Raw genomic sequence first — 19,754 nt, forward strand, 5'->3', positions numbered from 1 at the left:
GGCGCCAACCTAGGGGGCAGCGACCTCCGCGGGCGCAGCGGGGCGGGCGTCCACCAGGCTGAGCTTGTAGCCCTCGTGCGAGCGCACGAAGCCGAGCCGCTCGTAGAACCGGTGCGCGTCGGTGCGGGACGTGTTCGTGGTGAGCTGCACCACCGCACAGCCGCGCCGACGGCTCTCCTGCGCGACCCACTCCATCAGCCGTCCACCCAGACCGCTGCCGCGACGGTCCGAGGCGACACGCACCCCTTCCACCTGGGCTCGCCAGGCGCCGCCGTGCGAGATGCCGGGGATGAAGGTCAGCTGCAGCGTGCCGACGACCTCGCCGCCGTCGTCGAGGACCACCAGGAGCTGGTGCGGGTCGGCGTCGACCGCCGCGAGCCCGTGCCGGTACGGGGTCAGGTCGCCCTCGTCCTCGCGGGTCGCCCCGAGCCGGTCGTCGGCGAGCAGCCGCACGACGGCGGGCAGGTCGGACTCACGGGCGCGGCGGACCACCACCTCGCGGTCGCCGTCGCGCAGGGTGGCGAGGGCGGCACCGCGGGCCGGCCCGGCGGCATACGCCTCCGGCCCGTCCGGGCCGGGAACGGACTCTCCGGCTGCATCCGCGGCGAACCAGGTCCGGCCGGTGTGGGCGAGCGCGCGGTCGATCCGGGTGCGCGACCGCTCCGGCATCGGCGGCAGGGCGTCGACGGCGAACCAGCCGACCTCGAGGGACTCGTCGTCGTTCACGCGCGCGTCGCCGGAGACGTGGGTCGCCTGGAAGCAGAGGTCGAGGTACTGCGCGACGTCACCGTTGGGGTACTCGATCGGCGGCAGGGTCCAGACCCCGGTCAGTGCGTCGATCGTCACGACGACGCCCGTCTCCTCCTCGACCTCGCGACGCAGGCCCTCGGCGGGTTGCTCCCCCGGTTCGAGGATGCCGCTGACCAGCGCCCACTGGCCGTTGTCGGCTCGCCGGACGAGCAGCACCTCGCCGCGCTCGTTGCGGACGACGGCGCTCACGCCGGTGAGCCACAGCAGGTCGGTGCCGACCTTGTCGCGCAGGGCCAGGATGAAGTCCGGAGTGGGCATGCCACGACCCTAGCCACGGGGTCCCGAGCCCTGCGCCCCGTGCGTGCTCCCGGCGGGCGCACCACCGCGAACGCACCACGCCGCCCCTGCTAGCGTCGGGACAGCTGTCCCACCCCACCGACGTGAAGGGCCCACCGTGAGCACTACCCCCGTCAAGGTCGCCGTCACCGGCGCCGCCGGCCAGATCGGCTACAGCCTCCTCTTCCGGATCGCGAGCGGTTCGCTCTTCGGCCCGGACGTCCCCGTGGAGCTGCGGCTCCTCGAGATCACCCCGGCGCTCAAGGCGCTCGAGGGCGTCGTCATGGAGCTCGACGACTGCGCGTTCCCGACGCTGGCCAAGGTCGAGATCGGCGACGACGCCGAGAAGGTCTTCGACGGCGTTAACCACGCCCTGCTCGTCGGCGCGCGCCCCCGCGGCCCTGGTATGGAGCGCGGTGACCTCCTCGAGGCCAACGGCGGCATCTTCGCCCCCCAGGGCAAGGCCCTCAACAAGGTCGCGGCCGACGACATCCAGGTCACCGTGACCGGCAACCCGGCCAACACCAACGCGCTCATCGCCATGAGCAACGCCCCCGACATCCCGCGCGAGCGCTTCGCGGCGCTGACCCGCCTGGACCACAACCGCGCGATCTCCCAGCTCGCCGCCAAGCTCGGCGTGCCGGTCACCGAGATCCGCAAGATGACGATCTGGGGCAACCACTCCGCCACGCAGTACCCCGACCTGTTCCACGCCGAGGTCTCGGGCAAGAACGCCGCCGAGACCGTGGGCGACCAGGACTGGCTGGCCGGCACCTTCATCCCCACCGTCGCCAAGCGCGGTGCGGCGATCATCGAGGCGCGTGGCGCCTCCTCGGCCGCCTCGGCCGCCAGCGCCACCGTCGACCACGCCCGCGACTGGGCGCTCGGCACCCCCGACGGCGACTGGGTGTCGATGTCGGTCTGCTCCGACGGCTCGTACGGCGTGCCGGAGGGCCTGATCTCCTCCTTCCCCGTCACGGTGAAGGACCGCCAGTGGTCGATCGTGCAGGGCCTGGACATCGACGACTTCTCGCGCGGCAAGATCGACGCCTCCGTCAAGGAGCTCGAGGAGGAGCGCGACGCGGTCAAGGGCCTGGGCCTCATCTGAGGCGCGTCCACCCCGTACGCAGCGACGGCCGGTCCCGGGTCACCCGGGCCGGCCGTCACGCGTCTGCCGTCAGGCCTCTGCCGTCAGCGGCGCGGGTGGAGGTCCAGGCTGTAGGTGATGACGGCCAGGACGAGGCCGAACACGGCCATGGTGAACACGTCCACGAGCCGGGACCGCACCACGAGGCCCCCGCTCAGGGCGTTGGGGAGCACGAGGCGCAGCACCGCTGCGAAGCCGAGGCCGGCGGCGAGGGTGAAGCCGGCGAAGCGGACGTGCCCGAGCTGGAAGGCGATGATCCCCACGAGCAGCACCGGGGCGGCGACCCACCACCAGCCCAGGCGCGGCGCGGTCACGGTGTCAGGCCGTGGCCGCGGCGAGCTGCCGTTCGGCGGCGACGACGATGTTGGTCAGCAGGAGCGCGCGCGTCATCGGCCCGACACCGCCGGGGTTGGGGCTGACCCAGCCGGCGACCTCGGCGACGTCCGGGGCCACGTCACCGGCGATCTTGCCGTCGACCCGGCTGACGCCCACGTCGAGCACCGCCGCCCCCGGCTTGACCATGTCCTTGGTGACGATGCCGGGCACCCCGGCCGCGGCGATGACGATGTCGGCCCGTCGCACCTCGGCGCCGAGGTCCTTGGTGCCGGTGTGGCACAGCGTGACCGTGGCGTTCTCGCTCTTGCGGGTCAGGATGAGACCAAGGGGACGGCCGACGGTGAGGCCGCGGCCGATGACGACGACGTTGGCGCCGGCGATCTGCACGTCGTGGCGGCGCAGCAGCTCGATGCAGCCCATCGGGGTGCATGGCAGCGGGGCCGGCTTCCCGAGCGCCAGCCACCCGAGGTTCGTGGGGTGCAGGCCGTCGACGTCCTTGTCCGGCGAGACCCGTGACAGCAGGGCCATCTCGTCGAGGCCGGTGGGCTGCTGCACCAGGAAGCCGGTGCAGGCCGGGTCGGCGTTCAGCTCGTCGATGACGGCTTCGACCTCAGCCTGGGTCGCCGTGGCCGGCAGGTCGCGGCGGATGCTCGTGACGCCGATCTCGGCGCAGTCCTTGTGCTTGGCGTTGACGTACCAGTGGCTGCCGGGGTCGTCACCGACCAGCACCGTGCCGAGCCCGGGGACGACGCCGTGCTCGCGCAGCGCGTCGACCCTGCCGCGCAGCTCCCCCTTGATGGTCGCGAGGACTGCCTTGCCGTCGAGGATGCGCGCTGTCACGGTCCCGTATCCTGCCACGCCCGCCCGAGCGCCATACCGCCGCCGCGGGCCCTCAGGCCTCGGGCTGCTCGGCGAGCGCCTCGAGGGCCGCGGTGAAGCACTCCGCGGGCGGGTTCACCAGCCCGGCCCCGACCTGGCCCGTCCCCGCGACCCGGCCGGCCATGCCGGTGTTGATCTGCGGCAGGATGCCGGTCCGGACCACCGCGGCGACGTCGATGCCGGTGGGCGTGCCCCGGAACTCGAGGATCGGCACCTGGTAGGCCGTGTGCTCGCCGACGGTGATCTCGTACATCGTCTGTGTGGCCTGCAGCGCGAACGGGACGTCGCCACCGACGAACTTCACGATGGCCGGGGCCGCAGCCATGGCGAACCCGCCGATGCCCGCGGTCTCGGTGATGGCGCTGTCGCCGATGTCGGGGTTGGCGTCGTCGGGGCCGTACGAGCCGAGGAACAGGCCCTCCGGGGTGTTGGCCGGGCCGGTGAACCAGCGGTCGCCCGTGCCGGCCGTCCGGATGCCGAAGTCGGTGCCGTTGCGGGCCATGGTCGTCACCACGGTCGAGCCGGGGATGGCCTCGGCGGCCATGGTCGACAGCTTGCACGCAGGCATCCCGAGGTTGAGGAAGAAGTGCTCGTTGGCCCCGGAGAACCGCACCGCCTCGGCGATGTCGGCCGAGGAGCCGTCGGCGGTGATCAGGGTCGGGAGCAGCTCGCGCAGGAGCATGAGGGAGCCGGCGCGGTTGCGGTTGTGGCCCTCGTCGCCCATCTGGAGCATCTGGGCGATGACCGCCTTGATGTCGACCGGTCCCCGCGCCCGCACGGCCTGCTGGAGCAGGGGTCCGAGCACGGTGTTCATCCAGTGCAGCCGCTCGATGACCTCCGGGCCGTAGGCGCCGTAGCGAAGCACCTTGCCGAGGCCCTCGTTGAGCGAGCACCAGGACGTGTGGTCGTGCACCTCGTCGCGCAGCTCGTAGACCCACATCGACGGCGAGACGACGCCGGCCATCGGGCCCACGGCGTCGCGGTGGTGGCAGGGCTCGAGCGCGTGCACGCCGGCCGCGAGCTGCTGCTCCGCCTCCTCCGGGGTGTCGGCCAGCCCCTCGAACAGGACCGCGCCGACGAGCGCCCCCCGCAGGGGCCCGGACGCGCGCTCCCACGCGATCGGCGGCCCGGCGTGCAGGAACGTCCCTCGCTCCAGGCCGAGCGCCTCTCGCGCGGGACGCACGTCGACCAGGTCGGCACCGGCCGCGGTCATGCGTTGCAGCGCAAGGGTGTTCGCCTCGGCCCTGCGCCGGTCTGCCAGGACCCGACCCAGTGCCTCGACGGACTCCTCCGGCGGCGGGCGCCAGTCGGCCTCGCTGACCACGACCGCCTGCTCCCTCAGGGCCTCTGCGAACATCCCCGCCCCGGCCGTGGCGACGACCGGGTCCTGCTCGAGGAGCCCGTGCAACGGCGTGGTCATGGCTGCTCCTCACGGCCGGCGGCCAGCAGGGCCAGTGCCTCCCGCGTCGCGGCGGCGTTGGAGAGGTGGACGACGGCGCCGGCGGCCGCCAGCGCATCAGCCGTCTTGTCCAGCCCCTGGGGGTCGCCGCGGGTGCCGGTCAGCGAGACCACGACGGGCAGGTCGCGCCCGCCGGCCCGCGCGGTCGCACGCGCCCTGCTCACCGCCGCAGCCAGCTGGGGGCCGGGGTCGGGGTGCGCGCCGTACCCGAGCACCAGGTCGAGCAGCAGCACCCCGCAGGACGGGTCGAGGGCCTCGGCGGCGATGCGTTCGAGGCGCAGCGAGGGGTCGATCATCGGGTGGGCACGGCCCCGCGTCAGCGTGTCGTCGCCGAAGTCGACCACGGTGTGGCCGTCCGCGGCCAGGTCGGGTCCCAGCGCCAGCTCGGGCGACAGCGGGATGTTGGACCGGATGCCGCCGAGCTCGCTCGAGGCGACCAGCATCGCCTCGTCGGCCAGCGTGCCGCCGCAGAAGAGCCCGCGCAGGTGGCGTCCTCGCGGCAGCGCGGCGCTTGGGCCAGGGCCGTGTCCGTCGACCGGCGGCGCCCAGCGCGGCCACCCCGGTACGGCGTTGCCCGTGGCCACGAGCAGCGCCTCCACGGCCTCGGTGAGGTCGGGGCGCCCGGCGCCGAGGGTGGCCCAGTGGACCGGAGTGGCCAACCCCGCGGCATACCCCTCGAGGGCGGTGAGGACCTCCGGAGCCGGCGGTTTGGAGACCACGAGGACGGCCTTCGTGCCCGGGTCGGCGTCGAGGGCGGCCAGGGCCTGGCGGGTCGACCGGCCCGCCACAGCCGCTGACAGGTCGCGGCCGCCGACGCCGAGGCAGTGGCTGGTGCCGACGCCGGCCGCGTCGAGCAGGGCCATGACCTGCTGGGCGCCCGTGCCCGAGGCGGCGACGATGCCCACAGGGCCGCGGGCGACCACGTTCGCGAACCCGAGGGCCACCCCGCCGACCACCGCCGTGCCGCAGTCGGGACCCATGACGAGCACGTCGCGGGCAGCGGCCGCGTCCTTGAGGCGCACCTCGTCCTCGACGGGGACGTTGTCGGAGAACACCATCACGCTCACGCCCCGGTCGACCGCGTCGAACGCCTCGACCGCGGCGTGGCGCCCGGGGACCGACACCAGCGCGAGGTTGGCGTCGACGGCGGCGACCGCCCGCCCCAGGGTGCGCGGTGAAGGCACCTGCCCGAACGTCGCTCCCGCGCCGCCTGCGCCGCCGGCCCTTCCGTCGGCCGGACGGAGGGCAGCGAACGCCGCCTCCACGGCGGCCAGGCCCGCAGCGAGGCCCTCCTCGCCGTCGGCGCGCAGCGCCACGAGGAGGTCGTTGGGGGTCGCGTGCCCGGGCACGGTGAAACTCATGCCGGTGAGCACCTCGACGTTGAGGTCGGTCGCCATCGCAACCTGCGCGGCCTGCACGCCGGGCGTCGTGGCGACCTGCCGCGAGACCTGCATGAGGCCGACGGAGTCGACGTAGACGCCCGAGCGCAGCTCGACGTGGTCGCTCATGCGGGCACCCCCACGGCGGCGGGGGGATACCGTCGCACGAGCTCGGCGAGGGCCCGGAGGGCCGCGGCGAGCCCGGCGAGCAGGTCGGCGCCGGACGAGTGCCCGATGGCCACGACCTCCCGGACGGCGCGACGCACCTGCGCGTCGTCGGTGTACCCGGCCGAGCCACCCACCAGCGCCGAGCCGAGCCGCAGGACGGCCGGCACGGCATACCCGGCCGCGGACTCGCCGAGGAGTGCGGCGGACAGGCTCGTCGTGGCGCCGAGCCGCAGCGCGACAGCCGCCCACACGCGGTCCCGGGCGGGGGTCACGGGCTGCAGGCCGAGCAGGAGGCCACACAGCACGTCGTCGCCGCTCGGGGTCAGGCCAGGGCCGTTCCCCACGAGGCCGGCAACAGCCTGCGTGACGTCGTCACCACGCAGGGCCATGCGGGCGAGCGACAGGGCCACGCCCTGCCACTGCCCGCTCGCGCCGTCGGCGACCAGGGACACCGCCTCGGGCGGGGCCAGGGCCGCGCCGAAGGGCACCGGCGCCCAGGTCCGCACGGCACGCACCGTCGCCCGGGGCAGCCGGACCTCGCCGTCCCCCACCCACACGGGGTCGCCGGGTTGGACGTCCCAGCCGTGCGGCGACTCCGGCGAGGCGAGCACGAGGGCGGTCGGCAGGCGAAGGCCCGAGCCCGTGACCACCGGGAGCACCGAGCCGTCGTGGCACCGCAGGTACAGCGCGTGTGGCAGCGCGACGAGCACCGTGGCGGCCATGCGTGGACCGGCGAGCGCGGAAGTGGCTCGCGACGAGGCAGCCGCCGGCCACGACCGCTCGCGCTGCGCCACAGGACCTCCGGTGCAAGAGTCTGGCTCGGGCTGGTGGGACCGACGGTGCGACGCTACCCAGTGCGGTTACAGTCCCCTCATGGTGAATGTTGCCAACGATGCGGGCGTCCGTGACGCGGAGTTGACAGCCGCCGCAAGCCCTCCGTCGAGCGCGCTCAAGGCCCGCGAGCTCGTGACCGGGCTGCCCCTCGAGCGGCTGCTCGAGCTGCCCTCGCTGCGCGACGGCGCCCTGCACCCCGTAGACACGGCGGACTCCATCACAGGGTCCTCGGCCAGTGCGGCTCGGGTCGTCACCCGTGCGCGCCTGCTCGACGCCTCGCCCACCAACGCGGCACCCGTGCAGGACCTCCGCCTCGACCACCAGCTCCTGTGCGTGGACCCCTCCGCGGTCACCCCACGGGACCTCGGCTCCTCCGCCGCGGTGGCTGCGCTGCGTACCGCGGCTGCGCTCGTCGTCACTCGCTCTGGCGGCGCCGACGCGCGGGGGTGGCAGGCGCTCGGGGAGCAGGTCGGCACCCCGGTCGTGCTGACCGCAGCCCCGAGCGCCGAGCGTGTCGTGACCGAGGTCCTCGGCGCGCTGCTCGACCAGCAGGCCGAGATCCTCGAGCGCGTCGACGAGGCGCACCAGATCCTCGTCGGGGTGGTGCTCGCGGGCGGCGGCCTCCAGGACCTCTGCCAGCGGCTCGCCGGCTTCCTCGGGGGCGCCACCATGGTGACGACCACCGACGGGCGGCTCGTCGCGAGCGCCGGCGCCGAGGACGACCTGGCGGCCGCGCTGGCCCTCGACTGCTTCGACCGCACCGGGCGCCTCATCACCGAGCACGAGCCCGTGGGCATCCGCGACCCCCGGACCGGCAACGCAGGACGCGCCCTCGTCCGGATCGTCGCGGGCCAGCTCGACCACGGGCTGCTCGTCGCGTTCGTCGACCGCGACCTCACGTCCGACGACGTGCACCTGCTCGAGCGCGCGGCGACGGTGGCCGCACTGGCCATCACCAAGGAGCAGGCCGTGTCGGCGGTGGAGGGCAAGTACCGCGCGGAGTTCCTCCGGGACGCCCTCTCCGGCCGCGCCGGGACGCCCACGGACGCCGTCGCCCACGCCAGCGCGCTCGGGTGGGACCTCGACCGGCGGCTCGTGGTCGTGGTCGCCGAGACCGACGAGGACGACAGCCGCACCACGCGGGCGCCCGAGGAGGTGGCGTCCCTCCAGCAGCGGTTCGCGCGCGCGTGGATCCAGGCCGTCGGCGTCCGGGACCCGCGGGCGGCGGTCGTGGGGTTCAGCCAGGAGGTCGTCGCCCTGCACGCCGTACCTGCCGACTGGGACACCGACGAGGTCATGCGGTCGGTCGGCGACGTCGTACGCGTCGTGCGCGGCGACGGAGGCGGCGGCCGGCGGACGTTCTCCACCGGCGTCTCGCGACCCATCGACTCCGTCGCGGACCTGCCCGCCGCCTACGGGGAGGCCCTCAGCGCCGTCAGCGTGGGGCGGCAGCTGCACGGCGCCTCGGCCCTGACCCACTTCGACGGGCTGGGCATCTTCCGGCTGCTCTCGCTCATCCCCGACAGCGCGGACCTGCGCCGCTTCGTCGAGGAGTCGCTGGGCCCGCTCGCCACCGACGACGTCCCCGATCACGCCGACCTGCGCCAGACGCTCAGCGTGCTCCTCGACACCAACCTCAACGTCGCCGAGACCGCGCGCATCCTGTTCTTCCACTACAACACGCTGCGCTACCGGATCGCCAAGCTCGAACGGATGCTCGGGCCGTTCACCTCCGACCCGCAGCTGCGACTCAAGCTGGCCCTCGCCCTCAAGGTCCACCAGATGCGTGGCATCTGACAGCAGCTCGGTGGGTGCGGTGACGGCTGGTCACTGTGAACACTCCCGTCCCTGGGACCGTGTCGCCAACAGCCCCGATTGATCACAGTGAGCAGTGCAGGAGCCGTCCGCGCCCCCGCACCAGCCCCAACTGATCACAGTGAGCAGCCCCAGGGCCTGTGGACAACGGCGACGGGCCTGTCCCACCTGGTCCACCCTCGGGTGGTGGCTCCCGCGACCCCAGAGGCGACACCGTTCGAGACGTCACGGTCTCCGGTGCCGCGGAGCACCCTCCGCGGACCACGGTTCCGGCGCGTGCTCCGCGGCGTCCACGTCCAGGACTGCGTGGACGACACCCTGCGTATGCGGTGCGCGGCCGCGCTCCTCGTCCTGCCGCAGGGCGCGGTGTTCAGCCACGAGACCGCCGCACGGCTGTGGGGTGGCGTCGTCCCGTCGCGGTCCCGGGTGCAGGTCACCGTGCCCTACGCCCGCCCGATACGCCGTCCCGAGCTCGAGGCGCGCAGGGCGCGACGCATGCCGCCGGCCCTGAGGCTGCGGGGGCTCCCGGTCACCGGGCCGGAGCGCACGTTCCTGGACCTGGCGACGAGGTTGGACCTGGTCGACCTCGTGGTCCTCGGTGACTCGCTCGTGCGCGCCCGACGCACCACTCCAGAACTGTTGGTCGAGCAGGCGCGGCAGCACCGTGGACCGCGGGCAGCCCTGGCCCGTCGCGCGGCGGCTCTCGTGCGCAGCGGTGTGGACTCGCCGATGGAGACCCGGTTGCGACTGCTCGTGGTCCTCGCCGGTCTCCCCGAACCCGTGGTCAACCACGTCCTCCGCGACGAGAACGGCGGCTGGACCTACCGCTTCGACCTGAGCTGGCCGCAGGTGAAGCTCGCGCTCGAGTACGACGGACGCCAGCACTCCGAGGACTCACGACAGTGGGTCAGGGACGTGCGGAGGCGGGAGGACCTGGACGGGCGCGGGTGGCGCCTGCTCGTCGCCCTGTCAGTGGATGTCTTCGGCACACCAGGCGCCACGGTCGACCGGGTCGCGGTCGCCCTGCGGCAGCGCGGCCTGGTCGTCCGGACCAGCGACGGCTGGCGCGGGCACTTCCCCAGCCGCGGCTGAGCCGGCCCACGGCGCGACGGCACCGGTCACTGTGATCACTGGGGGCTGGCGTGACGCGGCGCAGGGGTCCCTGCAGGTCACTGTGATCACTCGGCGCGGGTGCTGAGGCTGCGGAGGAGTCCCGAGCGCTCACTGTGATCACTGGGCGCGGGTGCGACGCCCCGACGCCGCCACGCCTCGACGCCCCGTGAGCCGCCACGCCATCGCCATCGAGGTCCACCAGATGCGTGGCATCTGATAGCAACAATTGCCCAACGCGGGACCTGCCGGTCCCAGTAGTTTGCGCCTATCCCCGGCGACGGGGGTCCGGAAGGATCTGAAGGGTTCGCAAGGGTCTCGCCGCCGCGCGGCTGTCGACAAGGAGTCCTCATGGCACTGGGCTGGAAGCTGCACGGCGACGGCAACCTCGCCGGACCGGACGACGTCGTCGCCCCGGACGAACGCCTGAGCTGGGGCAAGACGGTCGGGCTCGGCGCCCAGCACGTCGTGGCGATGTTCGGGGCCACCTTCGTCTTCCCGATCGTCATGGGCCTCAACCCGCAGCTCGCGATCATGATGAGCGGCATCGCGACGATCGTGTTCCTGCTCATCGTCTCCGGACGGGTGCCGAGCTACCTCGGCACGTCTGCGTCGTTCGTCGGCGGTGTCGCGGCGATCCGCGCCCAGGGCGGCGACTCCAAGGAGGTCACCGGGGCGATCCTCGTCGCCGGCCTGGTGCTCGCTGTGGTCGGCATCCTCATCCACTTCCTGGGCTCGGGCCTGCTCCACCGGGTGCTGCCGGCCTCGGTGACCGGCGCGGTCGTCATGCTCATCGGCTTCAACCTCGCGCCCGTCGTCGCCGGGATCTACTGGCCGCAGGACCAGTGGGTCGCGCTGCTCGTCATGGTCTTCACCATCGTCTGCGCGGTCGCCTTCCGCGGGTTCATCGGCCGCATCGCCGTCTTCCTCGCGCTCATCTTCGGCACGGTCCTGTCGTGGGTCCTCGACAAGACCGCGGGCCAGCTCACCAGCGCCCTGCCCGGGCAGAACCTCCTCGACGGTGCCGGCAAGGCGTGCCAGACGGCCGGCACGTACTGCGTCGCCACACCGTTCGAGCACTTCCGCACGAGCTTCGGGGCCGTCAAGGAGGCCGCGTGGTTCGGCTTCCCGTCGCAGACGACGATCGCCGCCGACGGCAAGGAGGTCGTCGGGTGGCACACGCCGTCGTTCTCGATGACGGCGATCCTGCTGGTGCTCCCCGCCGTCATCGCGCTGATCGCCGAGAACACCGGGCACGTCAAGGCCGTCGCCGAGATGACCGGCCACAACCTCGACCCCTACATGGGCCGCGCCATCGCCGCCGACGGCATCGGCACCGCCCTCGCCTCCTCGGTCGGCGGTTCCCCGACCACGACCTACGCCGAGAACATCGGAGTCATGGCGGCCACACGCGTCTACTCGACAGCCGCCTACTACGTCGCCGCACTCGTGGCCGTCCTGTTCGGCCTCTCCCCCAAGTTCGGTGCGCTGGTCGCCTCGGTGCCGGGCGGCGTCCTCGGCGGGATCACCGTGGTCCTCTACGGCATGATCGGCCTGCTCGGCGCCAAGATCTGGAAGGAGAACGGGGTCGACTTCGGCAACCCGATCAACCTCGTGCCCCTGGCCGCCGGCATCATCATGGGCATCGGCAACGTCGCCATCAAGTTCACCGACAACTTCTCCCTGAGCGGCATCGCCCTCGGCACCATCGTCGCGGTGGGCGGCTACCACCTGGCCAAGGCGGTGGCCCCGCGCGAGCTGCGCGACCGTGCGAACCGCCCCGGCGGCGCCGGCATCGTGCTCGGGCGCGACACCTACGGCGAGAGCGACGTCGACGACCTCTACCAGGCCGGAGACCGGGTCGGAGACCGGGACGCGTCGCGCACGGAGGGGACGCGGGACGGCCGCTCGTGAAGCCGGCACCGTTCGTGCACCACGCGCCTCGCACCGTCGAGGAGGCCGTGGAGGTGCTTGCGCGGGTCGGGCACGACGGCAAGGTGCTTGCGGGCGGTCAGAGCCTGATCCCCATCCTCAACATGCGGCTCGCGTCGCCGGCCCACCTCGTCGACGTCAACGCCGTCAGCGGGCTCGACGACCTGACGGTGACCGCGGACGCGGTACGGGTGGGTGCCCTGGTCCGGCACGCACGGCTCGAGCACGACCAGGTGGTGTACGGCGCGTCGCCGCTGCTGCGCCGCGTGGTGCGGCACGTGGCCCACCCCGTGATCCGCAACCGCGGCACGACGGTCGGCTCCATCGTCCACGCCGACCCGGCCGGGGAGATGCCGGCGGTCCTCGCCCTCACCGGTGGCGTGGTGGAGGTGGCAAGTGCCCGGGGAGCGCGCGAGATCCCTTGCCACGACTTCTTCCTCGGCCCCCTGGAGACCGCGTTGGAGCCGGACGAGCTGGTGGTCGGCGTCCGCTTCCCCCTGTTCGGCGCCACCACGGGGACGGCCTTTGCCGAGCGCGCTCGTCGCCACGGCGACTACGCGCTCGCCGGGGTGGCCGCCGCGGTCGCCGTCGAGGACGGTGTCGTGTCCTCGGCCCGGCTGTCGTTCGTCTCCGTCACCGACGTGCCCGGCATCCTCGACGTGACGGAGGCGTGCCGCGGGCAGGCGCCAGGAGAAATCGACTGGTCGGCCTGCGACGACCTCGTCCGCGAGCACCTCGCGCCGGAGGACGACATCCATGCGACGGCCGAGTACCGCGCGATGCTGGCCACGCAGCTCGCCCACCTCGTGCTCGCCGAGGCCGCCACGGATGCCGTTGCCGCACAGGGAGACTCAGCCGCATGAGCGAACCGGTGCCCGAGGTGCTGCTCGACGTGACGGTCACGGTCAACGACGTCCCCCGCCACGCCCGGGTGCCGGCGCGCCGGCTGCTGTCGGACTTCCTCCGCCACGACGTCGGGCTCACCGGAACCCATGTCGGGTGCGAGCACGGTGTCTGCGGAGCGTGCACGGTGCTCGTCGACGGCGCCCCCGTGCGGTCCTGCCTGATGTTCGCCGTGACGGCCCAGGCCCACCGGGTCACCACCGTCGAGGGGCTCGGGACGGTCGAGGCCATGGGACCGGTGCAGCAGGCGTTCACCGAGTGCCACGGGCTCCAGTGCGGCTTCTGCACCCCGGGCTTCGTCACCACGGTGACCGCCTACCTCGAGGACCACCCTGACCCGACGGCCGACGAGGCGCGCGAGGCGATCTCGGGCAACCTGTGCCGCTGCACCGGCTACCAGAACATCGTCAAGTCTGTCCTGCGCGCCGCCGAGATCAAGGCAGAAGCATCCGCATCCGAGGGCCCAGCGGCCGGGAGCACCGCGTGACCACCCAGATGTTCGGGGCGCCCATCCGTCGCCGCGAGGACCCGCGCCTGGTGACCGGCGGCGGCCGCTACCTCGACGACCTGGGTCGTGGCGCCCTGGCTGCAGCCTTTGTCCGCAGCCCCCACGCCCACGCCAAGGTCGTCGACATCGACGTCACGGACGCCCTCGACGTCGACGGGCTCGTCGCGATCTACACCCACGAGGACCTCCCTGGCCGCGTCGGTGAGCCCCTCCCCCTGCTGATCCCGCACCCCACCCTGACCCACGGCCGCACCCAGTACGCCCTGGCCAAGGACGAGGTCAACCACGTCGGCGAGCCCGTGGTCATGGTGGTGGCCCGAGACCGCTACCTCGCCGAGGACGCCTGTGCCCGCATCCGCGTCGACTACCAGCAGCTGCGGCCCGTCGTCGGCCTCGAGGCCGCCCGCACGGGCGACCTCCTCGTGCACGAGGACGTCCCCGGCAACGTCGCCGCCCACATGCTCCAGGAGGTCGGTGACGTCGAGGCCGCGCTGGCGGCGTCCCCGCACGTCCTCGACCTCGACCTCGCCATCGAGCGCAGCGCCTGCATGCCGTTGGAGGGCAAGGGCGTCTACGCGCGGTGGGACGCCGACCGCGACGAGCTGCGCATCTACTCCTCGACGCAGACCTCCACCGGCGTGCGCGCCGCGGTGGCTGCCAAGCTCGGTATGCCGCTGGCGAAGGTCGAGTGCATCGCCCCCGACGTCGGCGGCGGGTTCGGGGTGAAGATCAACCACCCGTGGCCCGAGGAGGTGCTCGTCCCCTGGGTCGCCAAGACGCTCGGCACGGAGGTCAAGTGGGTCGAGGACCGTCGCGAGCACTTCATCTCCTCGGCGCACGAGCGCGGGCAGCTCCAGCAGGTGCGGGTCGGCTTCGACGACGACGGGCGGCTCTTGGCCCTCGACGTGAGGTTCTGGCACGACAACGGCGCCTACACGCCGTACGGGATCATCGTCCCGATCATCACCTCCACACAGCTGCTCGGGCCCTACAAGCCGGGGGCCTACCGCTGCGAGTTCTGGTCGCTCTACACCAACACCGTCCTCGTCACGCCGTACCGCGGCGCCGGCCGGCCGCAGGGCTGCTTCGCGATGGAGCGGACGATGGACGCCATCGCCGACGAGCTCGGGCTCGACCGCACCGAGGTGCGTGCGCGCAACTTCATCCTCCCGGCGGACATGCCCTACGACCACGGGCTGCTGTTCCAGGACGGGCGACCGCTGAAGTACGACTCGGGGGACTTCCCCGCGACGCTCGAGAAGCTCAAGGCCCTCGTGGGCTGGGACGACTTCGCGCAGTACCGCGAGGAGGCCGAGGCTGCCGGGCGCAGGGTGGGGCTCGGGATCGGGTGCTACGTCGAGGGCACCGGGGTGGGCCCGTACGAGGGCGGCCACATCCAGGTCGAGACCAGCGGCCGCGTCAACGTCTCCACTGGGCTCACGTCGCAGGGCCAGGGCCACGAGACGGCCTTCGCCCAGGTGGTCGCGCAGGAGCTGGGCGTCCCCCTCGAGGACGTCTTCGTCACCACCGGTGACACCCGCCGGATGCCCTACGCCGTGGGCACTTTCGCGTCGCGAGCGGCGGTGATGAGTGGCAACGCGATCGCCCTCGCCGCACGACAGGTGAGAGCCAAGGCGCTGCGCATCGCCGCCGACGCTCTGGAGGTGGCTGCCGACGACCTCGAGATCGTCGACGGCGTCGTCCGCGTCAAGGGCGCCCCCGACACCCAGATGTCGCTCGGCACCGTGTCGGTCATGTCCAACCCGCTGCGCTACGCGTTCGACGAGGCGGCCCAGGCGGCCACGCAGTTCGCCCACGGCAACGACCCCGACCGCCCCCCGGTCGCCGAGGACGACGAGCCGGGGCTGGAGGGCCGCGACTTCTACTCCCCCACGCAGGCGACGTTCGCCAACGGGATGCACGCAGCGGTCGTCGAGACCGACCCGGTGACCGCGGAGATCCGCATCCTGCGCTACTGCGTGGTCCACGACTGCGGCCCCATGATCAACCCGATGATCGTCGAGGGCCAGGTGCACGGCGGGGTCGCGCAGGGAGTCGGCGGCGCGCTGTACGAGCGGATGGTCTACGACGAGTCGGGCCAGCTGCTCAACGCCTCGTTCATGGACTTCCTGATGCCCTACGCCTCCGAGGTCCCACACATCGAGACCGACCACCTCGAGACGCCGTCGCCGCTGAACCCCTTGGGGATCAAGGGCGCCGGCGAAGCGGGCTGCATACCGGTGAGCGCGGTCATCGCCTCGGCCATCTCCGACGCCGAGGGCTTCGCGATCACCTCGATGCCCATCTCCCCCGTGGAGCTGTGGGAGCTGCGCCGACGCCACGAGGCCGGCGAGATCCCTTCCCTGCGCAACCACGACGCGACGACGAGGAAGCCCCGATGAAGATCTCCGGCACGGCCACCCTGACCTCCACGCCCGAGCAGGTCTGGGACGCGTTCCACGACCCCGCCGTCCTCGCTCGGTGCCTGCCGGGGTGCGAGTCCCTCACGCAGGTGGGCCAGGACGAGTACGCCATGACCGTCACTGCCGGGGTCGCGGCGATCAAGGGCACGTACGACGGCAAGGTCGCGCTGCAGGACCCCCGACCGCCGGGCCAGTTCACCATGAAGGCCACCGGCTCCGGGGCGCCGGGCACGGTGGACGCGGACGTGGTCGTACGCCTCAGCCCGGCTGCGGCGGGGGGCACCGACCTCGCCTACGACGCCGACGCGGCCGTCGGTGGCGTGCTCGGCGGGGTCGGCCAGCGCATGTTGGCGGGAGCCACCCGCAAGATGGCAGCCCAGTTCTTCGCGTCCGTGGACGCGGACATCGCCGGCGTGCGCCCCGTACCCATCGAGTCGCCCGTGCTCACCCGAGCACCCGGCGCCCCCGCAGGGGCACCCGTCTATGCGGGAGTGGCCGCGACGCCCGCTGCCCAGCTGGGCAGGGCCGGGGCCGGGCGCGGTCCGGACCGCAGCTGGGCGTACGGCGTGCTCACCGGTGGGGCCGTGGCCCTCGCCGGGGTTATCGTCGGGTGGAACCTAGGGAGGCGACGCTGATGCGCGCATTCACCGCGGCGGCCGTGCAGCTGGCGCCGGTCCAGGGACCGCTGTCACCGGAGGTCGTCCGCAAGAACCTCGACAAGTGCGTCGACCTCACCCGACGGTGCGTCGACGCCACCGGGACCGAGCTCGTGGTCCTGCCGGAGACGGCGACGACCGGGTTCACGCCCGACTGCTCGACCGAGGAGCTCTGGGACCTGGTCTCGGAGATCCCGGGCCCCGTCACCGAGCCCGTGCAGCAGGTCGCCCGTGACCTCGGTGTCCATGTCTGCCTCGGCACGTACGAGCGCGGCCCCGAGCGCGGCGTCGTCCACAACGCCTCGGTGCTCATCGACCCCCGCGGCGAGGTGGTCGGCGTCTACCGCAAGACCCACCCGTTCTGCACCGAGCACGTCGACGGCGGCGGCTGGGTGACCCCCGGCGACACGGTGACCGTGGTCGACACCGACCTCGGGCGCATCGGCATGATCATCTGCTTCGACGGCGACTACCCCGAGCTCTCCAGGATCCAGGCGGTCCAGGGCGCCGAGGTGATCCTGCGGCCGTCGGCGCTGCTGCGCTCGGCCGACATCTGGGAGCTGACCTCTCGCGCGCGGGCCTACGACAACCACGTGTTCGTCGTCGGCGCCAACGCCACCGGGGTCGATGCGGCTGGGGTCCTCTACTTCGGCAACTCCCACATCGTCACACCCGTCGGCCACATCGTCGCCAAGGCCGCGTCGCACGAGGGATGGGTCTCGGCCCGGCTCGACCCCGCAACGGCGCTCGCGTCCCTGACGCCGGGATCCAACATCGGGCAGGGGTTCGACCACCTGCGCGACCGCAACCTCGACCTCATCCGCAACCACCGCGACGACCTCGAACGCCCCGCCCGGACGTCGTTCCCCCACTAGACGGGCCGGGCCGGACCGGTCGCGGCCTGGTGTCGTCAGACAGCGCGCGGCGCGTGGAGCTGCCAGTGGATGCGGACCGGCACGTCGCTCCCGGACGTGACCTCCTCCAGGCGGCGCACCAGCTCGAGGCCGGGTCTGCGTGCCTCGACCTCCACCACGCAGCGGTAGGGGTCGAAGCCCAGGCCGGAGATGCGGCTGCCCCACAGCCCGCTCCCCTGGATGAGGTCGCGGACCGCGTCGGCGTCCGCGCGGCTGACGGACCGCGCCTCCAGCCGGACAGCCGACGACACCCCCGCATCGGTCAGCGCACGCCGAGCGGTTGCCTGGTCGACGCCGACGTAGGTCGCCACGAGGCTGTGGCCGTCGGCGAACGACCCTGCCCAGTGAGAGGGGTCCGCCTCGACCAGCTGGTCGACGAGGAAACCGTCACGGAGCGGCCCGACCGGTGCGCCGCTCGGCCCGGGCAGCTCGAACAGCTCGATGCGCACGCGTGACCCCGGCGGGAACCCCGCGGACGACGCCAGCATGCCGAGGGCGGCGACCGCCATGAGGGCGGCCAGGGTTGCGACCACCCGCTTGCGCCTCATGCCGCCTCCCCCAGGGCCGGACTGCTCGACTCCTCTGTGACGGAGAGGAGACACGGTCAGGTTCCCATGCGACGCGCCTGCGGGTGGCGGGTTCGCTCGGGTCCGCTCACTCATGCCAGCGCAAGCGCGGGCCTTGGGGCTCAGAGGACGCGGATGAGTCCGCGGTCGGGGTTGGCGGGGTCGTCGAGCCAGGAGACGAACTCGGGTTCGGGTTCCGTAGGCGCCGCGGGCACCACTTGAAACTTGCGATGACGGCTGGGCAGCTCGTGGTCGGGTGGGAGCTCGACGTCGTTCCAATGAACTGGTCCGCCGGATGGTGGCTGGTAGGTGCCAGGCGGTGGTTGGGGGTCGCCGCCGGGTGGGGGTGCGGTGTCGGCCGGTCTCGGTGGTCGGATGGTCAGGCCGTGGCGGTTGGTGACGACGAGTCCGTCGGGTCCGGTGGGGTCGCCGGTGATGGTGTGGTCGCCGCGGTCGATGCCGTCGTGGTGGGCGGTGCACAAGGAGATCTGGTTGTGCAGGTCGGTGGTGCCGCCGTCGGCCCACGCGTGCAGGTGGTGGACCTCGGTGAAGCCGGTGCTGGTGCAGCCGGGGAACCGGCACCCACGGTCGCGGTCGATGATGAGGTGTCGGGTGCGTTCGGGCAGGATCCGCATCGCCCGCCCGACGGACACGGGGGTGCCGTCGGTCTCCCAGACGGGCTGGACCACCCCGTCGCTGATGAACCGGCCGAGCAGCCGCAGCGGGATCGCGTGCCCACCAGTCACCCAGGCGCCTTCGGTGTCCAGGTGCAGGTAGACCCGGTAGTGCGCGGCACGGGAGGTGGACTCGACCGTCGCGAGGGAGCGGTTGGCCATCTCCTCCAACGCATCGGCGTACGTCGGCAGGCCGGCGTGCCGCTCTTCCACACGCGTGACTGCGGCATCATCGCGGCGACGGGTGAACAGGGCGTCTTTGGCTTCCTTGACCGCCTGCTCGACCAGGGCGCCGATGGTGGCCGGGGCGGAGTACCGCAGCTGGAACCGGCCGTCCGCGTCGTAGCTCATCGACAGCTCCGGTTTCGCGCACGCCCGCTGCTCGACCACCGACCGCCGCGCAGCCTCTTCCGCCCGCTCCACCTCCACGCGCGGGTCGACACCCGAGTCCTCGGTCGAGTCGTCGGGCGAGGACTCGGCCGCCTCGGCAGCCGCGCCCCCACCTGCCTCCTCGGCGACGGCGGCGGCGGCGGCGGGGAACGCGTGCCGGGACACGGCCCGGCGCAGCTGCGGCACCGTGGCCTCGCGGGCGAGGGCGGTGACCGAGGCCTGGTAGCCGGCCGGGACGCCGTGGGCGATGACCGCGACCTGGTCCAGCGACAGCTCACCCGCACCCAACGCCGAAGACGCCTCGACCAGCTCGGCCCGGCGGCGCGCGACCGCCACCACGTCCTTGGCATGGGCCGGCGACAACCCCGCCCGCACCACCAGGTAGTGCTCGGGGGTCTTGAACCCACCGTCGCCCCAGTGCCGGTCGGTGATGAGCTCGGCGGCGATGTCGACCAGCTCGGCCTGCGCCCGGTTCAACCGCCCCGCGACGGCGGCAGTGCGTGCCCACAGCTCCTGCTGCCGGCGGTGCCGGGACTGCGCGAGCGGGGCGGTGGACATGCCTCAATCGTACAGGT

General features: G+C 73.0%; 17 protein-coding genes. 9 read left to right on the forward strand and 8 right to left on the reverse strand.

Translation table 11 applies throughout. The features are described 5' to 3' along the window. Positions 1-9: 9 nt before the first annotated feature. Positions 10-1,068, reverse strand: a complete 1,059-nt coding sequence (locus AB4Z02_RS06685) for a GNAT family N-acetyltransferase (protein ID WP_441970100.1) — start codon at positions 1,066-1,068, stop codon at positions 10-12. A gap of 136 nt (positions 1,069-1,204) precedes the next feature. On the opposite strand from AB4Z02_RS06685, the gene AB4Z02_RS06690 reads away from it, so the two are divergent. Next, positions 1,205-2,194, forward strand: a complete 990-nt coding sequence (locus AB4Z02_RS06690) for a malate dehydrogenase (RefSeq protein ID WP_056882452.1) — start codon at positions 1,205-1,207, stop codon at positions 2,192-2,194. A gap of 83 nt (positions 2,195-2,277) precedes the next feature. Here the strand turns inward: AB4Z02_RS06690 and AB4Z02_RS06695 are convergent, their stop codons facing one another. Genes AB4Z02_RS06695 through AB4Z02_RS06715 form a run of 5 tightly spaced genes read right to left on the reverse strand, consistent with a single transcriptional unit; the run spans position 2,278 to position 7,176 of the window. Next, positions 2,278-2,547 carry a DUF3017 domain-containing protein gene (locus AB4Z02_RS06695; protein ID WP_056882451.1) on the reverse strand — a complete coding sequence of 90 codons (270 nt, stop codon included), beginning with the start codon at positions 2,545-2,547 and terminating at the stop codon, positions 2,278-2,280. Positions 2,548-2,551: 4 nt separating this feature from the next. Further along, complete coding sequence (locus AB4Z02_RS06700; protein WP_056882450.1) at positions 2,552-3,409, reverse strand: bifunctional methylenetetrahydrofolate dehydrogenase/methenyltetrahydrofolate cyclohydrolase; 858 nt, start codon at positions 3,407-3,409, stop codon at positions 2,552-2,554. Between the two features lie 52 nt (positions 3,410-3,461). Further along, positions 3,462-4,868 (reverse strand): DUF1116 domain-containing protein, encoded by a 1,407-nt coding sequence (locus tag AB4Z02_RS06705; RefSeq protein WP_441970101.1) that lies wholly within the window; start codon positions 4,866-4,868, stop codon positions 3,462-3,464. Further along, the gene (locus AB4Z02_RS06710) at positions 4,865-6,415 is read right to left on the reverse strand and encodes an FdrA family protein (RefSeq protein ID WP_441970102.1); all 1,551 of its coding nucleotides are present in this window, start codon (positions 6,413-6,415) and stop codon (positions 4,865-4,867) included. The genes AB4Z02_RS06705 and AB4Z02_RS06710 overlap by 4 nt, the downstream gene beginning before the upstream one ends. Next, positions 6,412-7,176 (reverse strand): oxamate carbamoyltransferase subunit AllH family protein, encoded by a 765-nt coding sequence (locus tag AB4Z02_RS06715; protein ID WP_441970103.1) that lies wholly within the window; start codon positions 7,174-7,176, stop codon positions 6,412-6,414. Before AB4Z02_RS06715 ends, AB4Z02_RS06710 begins: the two co-directional genes overlap by 4 nt. Before the next feature lie 151 nt (positions 7,177-7,327). Here AB4Z02_RS06715 and AB4Z02_RS06720 point away from each other — a divergent pair, with 151 nt between their 5' ends. The 8 genes from AB4Z02_RS06720 (at position 7,328) to AB4Z02_RS06755 (ending at position 17,510) form a co-directional block, all read left to right on the forward strand. Then, positions 7,328-9,085 (forward strand): PucR family transcriptional regulator, encoded by a 1,758-nt coding sequence (locus tag AB4Z02_RS06720; protein ID WP_441970104.1) that lies wholly within the window; start codon positions 7,328-7,330, stop codon positions 9,083-9,085. Between the two features lie 294 nt (positions 9,086-9,379). Next, the gene (locus AB4Z02_RS06725; RefSeq protein WP_441970105.1) at positions 9,380-10,195 is read left to right on the forward strand and encodes a hypothetical protein; all 816 of its coding nucleotides are present in this window, start codon (positions 9,380-9,382) and stop codon (positions 10,193-10,195) included. Between the two features lie 369 nt (positions 10,196-10,564). Beyond that, positions 10,565-12,127, forward strand: coding sequence for a uracil-xanthine permease family protein (locus AB4Z02_RS06730; RefSeq protein ID WP_441970106.1), 1,563 nt, complete (start codon positions 10,565-10,567; stop codon positions 12,125-12,127). Next, entirely contained in the window at positions 12,124-13,008 is an 885-nt protein-coding gene (locus AB4Z02_RS06735; protein WP_441970107.1) for an FAD binding domain-containing protein, read from the forward strand. The genes AB4Z02_RS06730 and AB4Z02_RS06735 overlap by 4 nt, the downstream gene beginning before the upstream one ends. Further along, positions 13,005-13,535: a (2Fe-2S)-binding protein gene (locus tag AB4Z02_RS06740; RefSeq protein WP_441970108.1), complete on the forward strand. Its 531-nt coding sequence runs from the start codon at positions 13,005-13,007 to the stop codon at positions 13,533-13,535. The genes AB4Z02_RS06735 and AB4Z02_RS06740 overlap by 4 nt, the downstream gene beginning before the upstream one ends. After that, positions 13,532-15,958, forward strand: a complete 2,427-nt coding sequence (gene cutA / locus AB4Z02_RS06745; RefSeq protein ID WP_441970109.1) for an aerobic carbon-monoxide dehydrogenase large subunit — start codon at positions 13,532-13,534, stop codon at positions 15,956-15,958. Before AB4Z02_RS06740 ends, cutA begins: the two co-directional genes overlap by 4 nt. Then, positions 15,955-16,614: an SRPBCC family protein gene (locus AB4Z02_RS06750; RefSeq protein WP_441970110.1), complete on the forward strand. Its 660-nt coding sequence runs from the start codon at positions 15,955-15,957 to the stop codon at positions 16,612-16,614. The genes cutA and AB4Z02_RS06750 overlap by 4 nt, the downstream gene beginning before the upstream one ends. Continuing rightward, positions 16,614-17,510 carry a carbon-nitrogen hydrolase family protein gene (locus AB4Z02_RS06755; protein ID WP_441970111.1) on the forward strand — a complete coding sequence of 299 codons (897 nt, stop codon included), beginning with the start codon at positions 16,614-16,616 and terminating at the stop codon, positions 17,508-17,510. Before AB4Z02_RS06750 ends, AB4Z02_RS06755 begins: the two co-directional genes overlap by 1 nt. Positions 17,511-17,545: 35 nt before the next feature. Here the strand turns inward: AB4Z02_RS06755 and AB4Z02_RS06760 are convergent, their stop codons facing one another. Together AB4Z02_RS06760 and AB4Z02_RS06765 are read right to left on the reverse strand one after the other, a co-directional pair. Continuing rightward, on the reverse strand, positions 17,546-18,097 hold the full coding sequence (locus AB4Z02_RS06760) for a hypothetical protein (RefSeq protein WP_441970112.1): 552 nt from the start codon (positions 18,095-18,097) through the stop codon (positions 17,546-17,548). Between the two features lie 140 nt (positions 18,098-18,237). Then, positions 18,238-19,737, reverse strand: a complete 1,500-nt coding sequence (locus AB4Z02_RS06765) for an HNH endonuclease signature motif containing protein (RefSeq protein WP_441970113.1) — start codon at positions 19,735-19,737, stop codon at positions 18,238-18,240. Between the last annotated feature and the right edge of the window lie 17 nt (positions 19,738-19,754).

Source organism: Pedococcus sp. 2YAF34, assembly GCF_052114585.1.
In the GTDB taxonomy this organism is placed as follows: domain Bacteria; phylum Actinomycetota; class Actinomycetes; order Actinomycetales; family Dermatophilaceae; genus Pedococcus.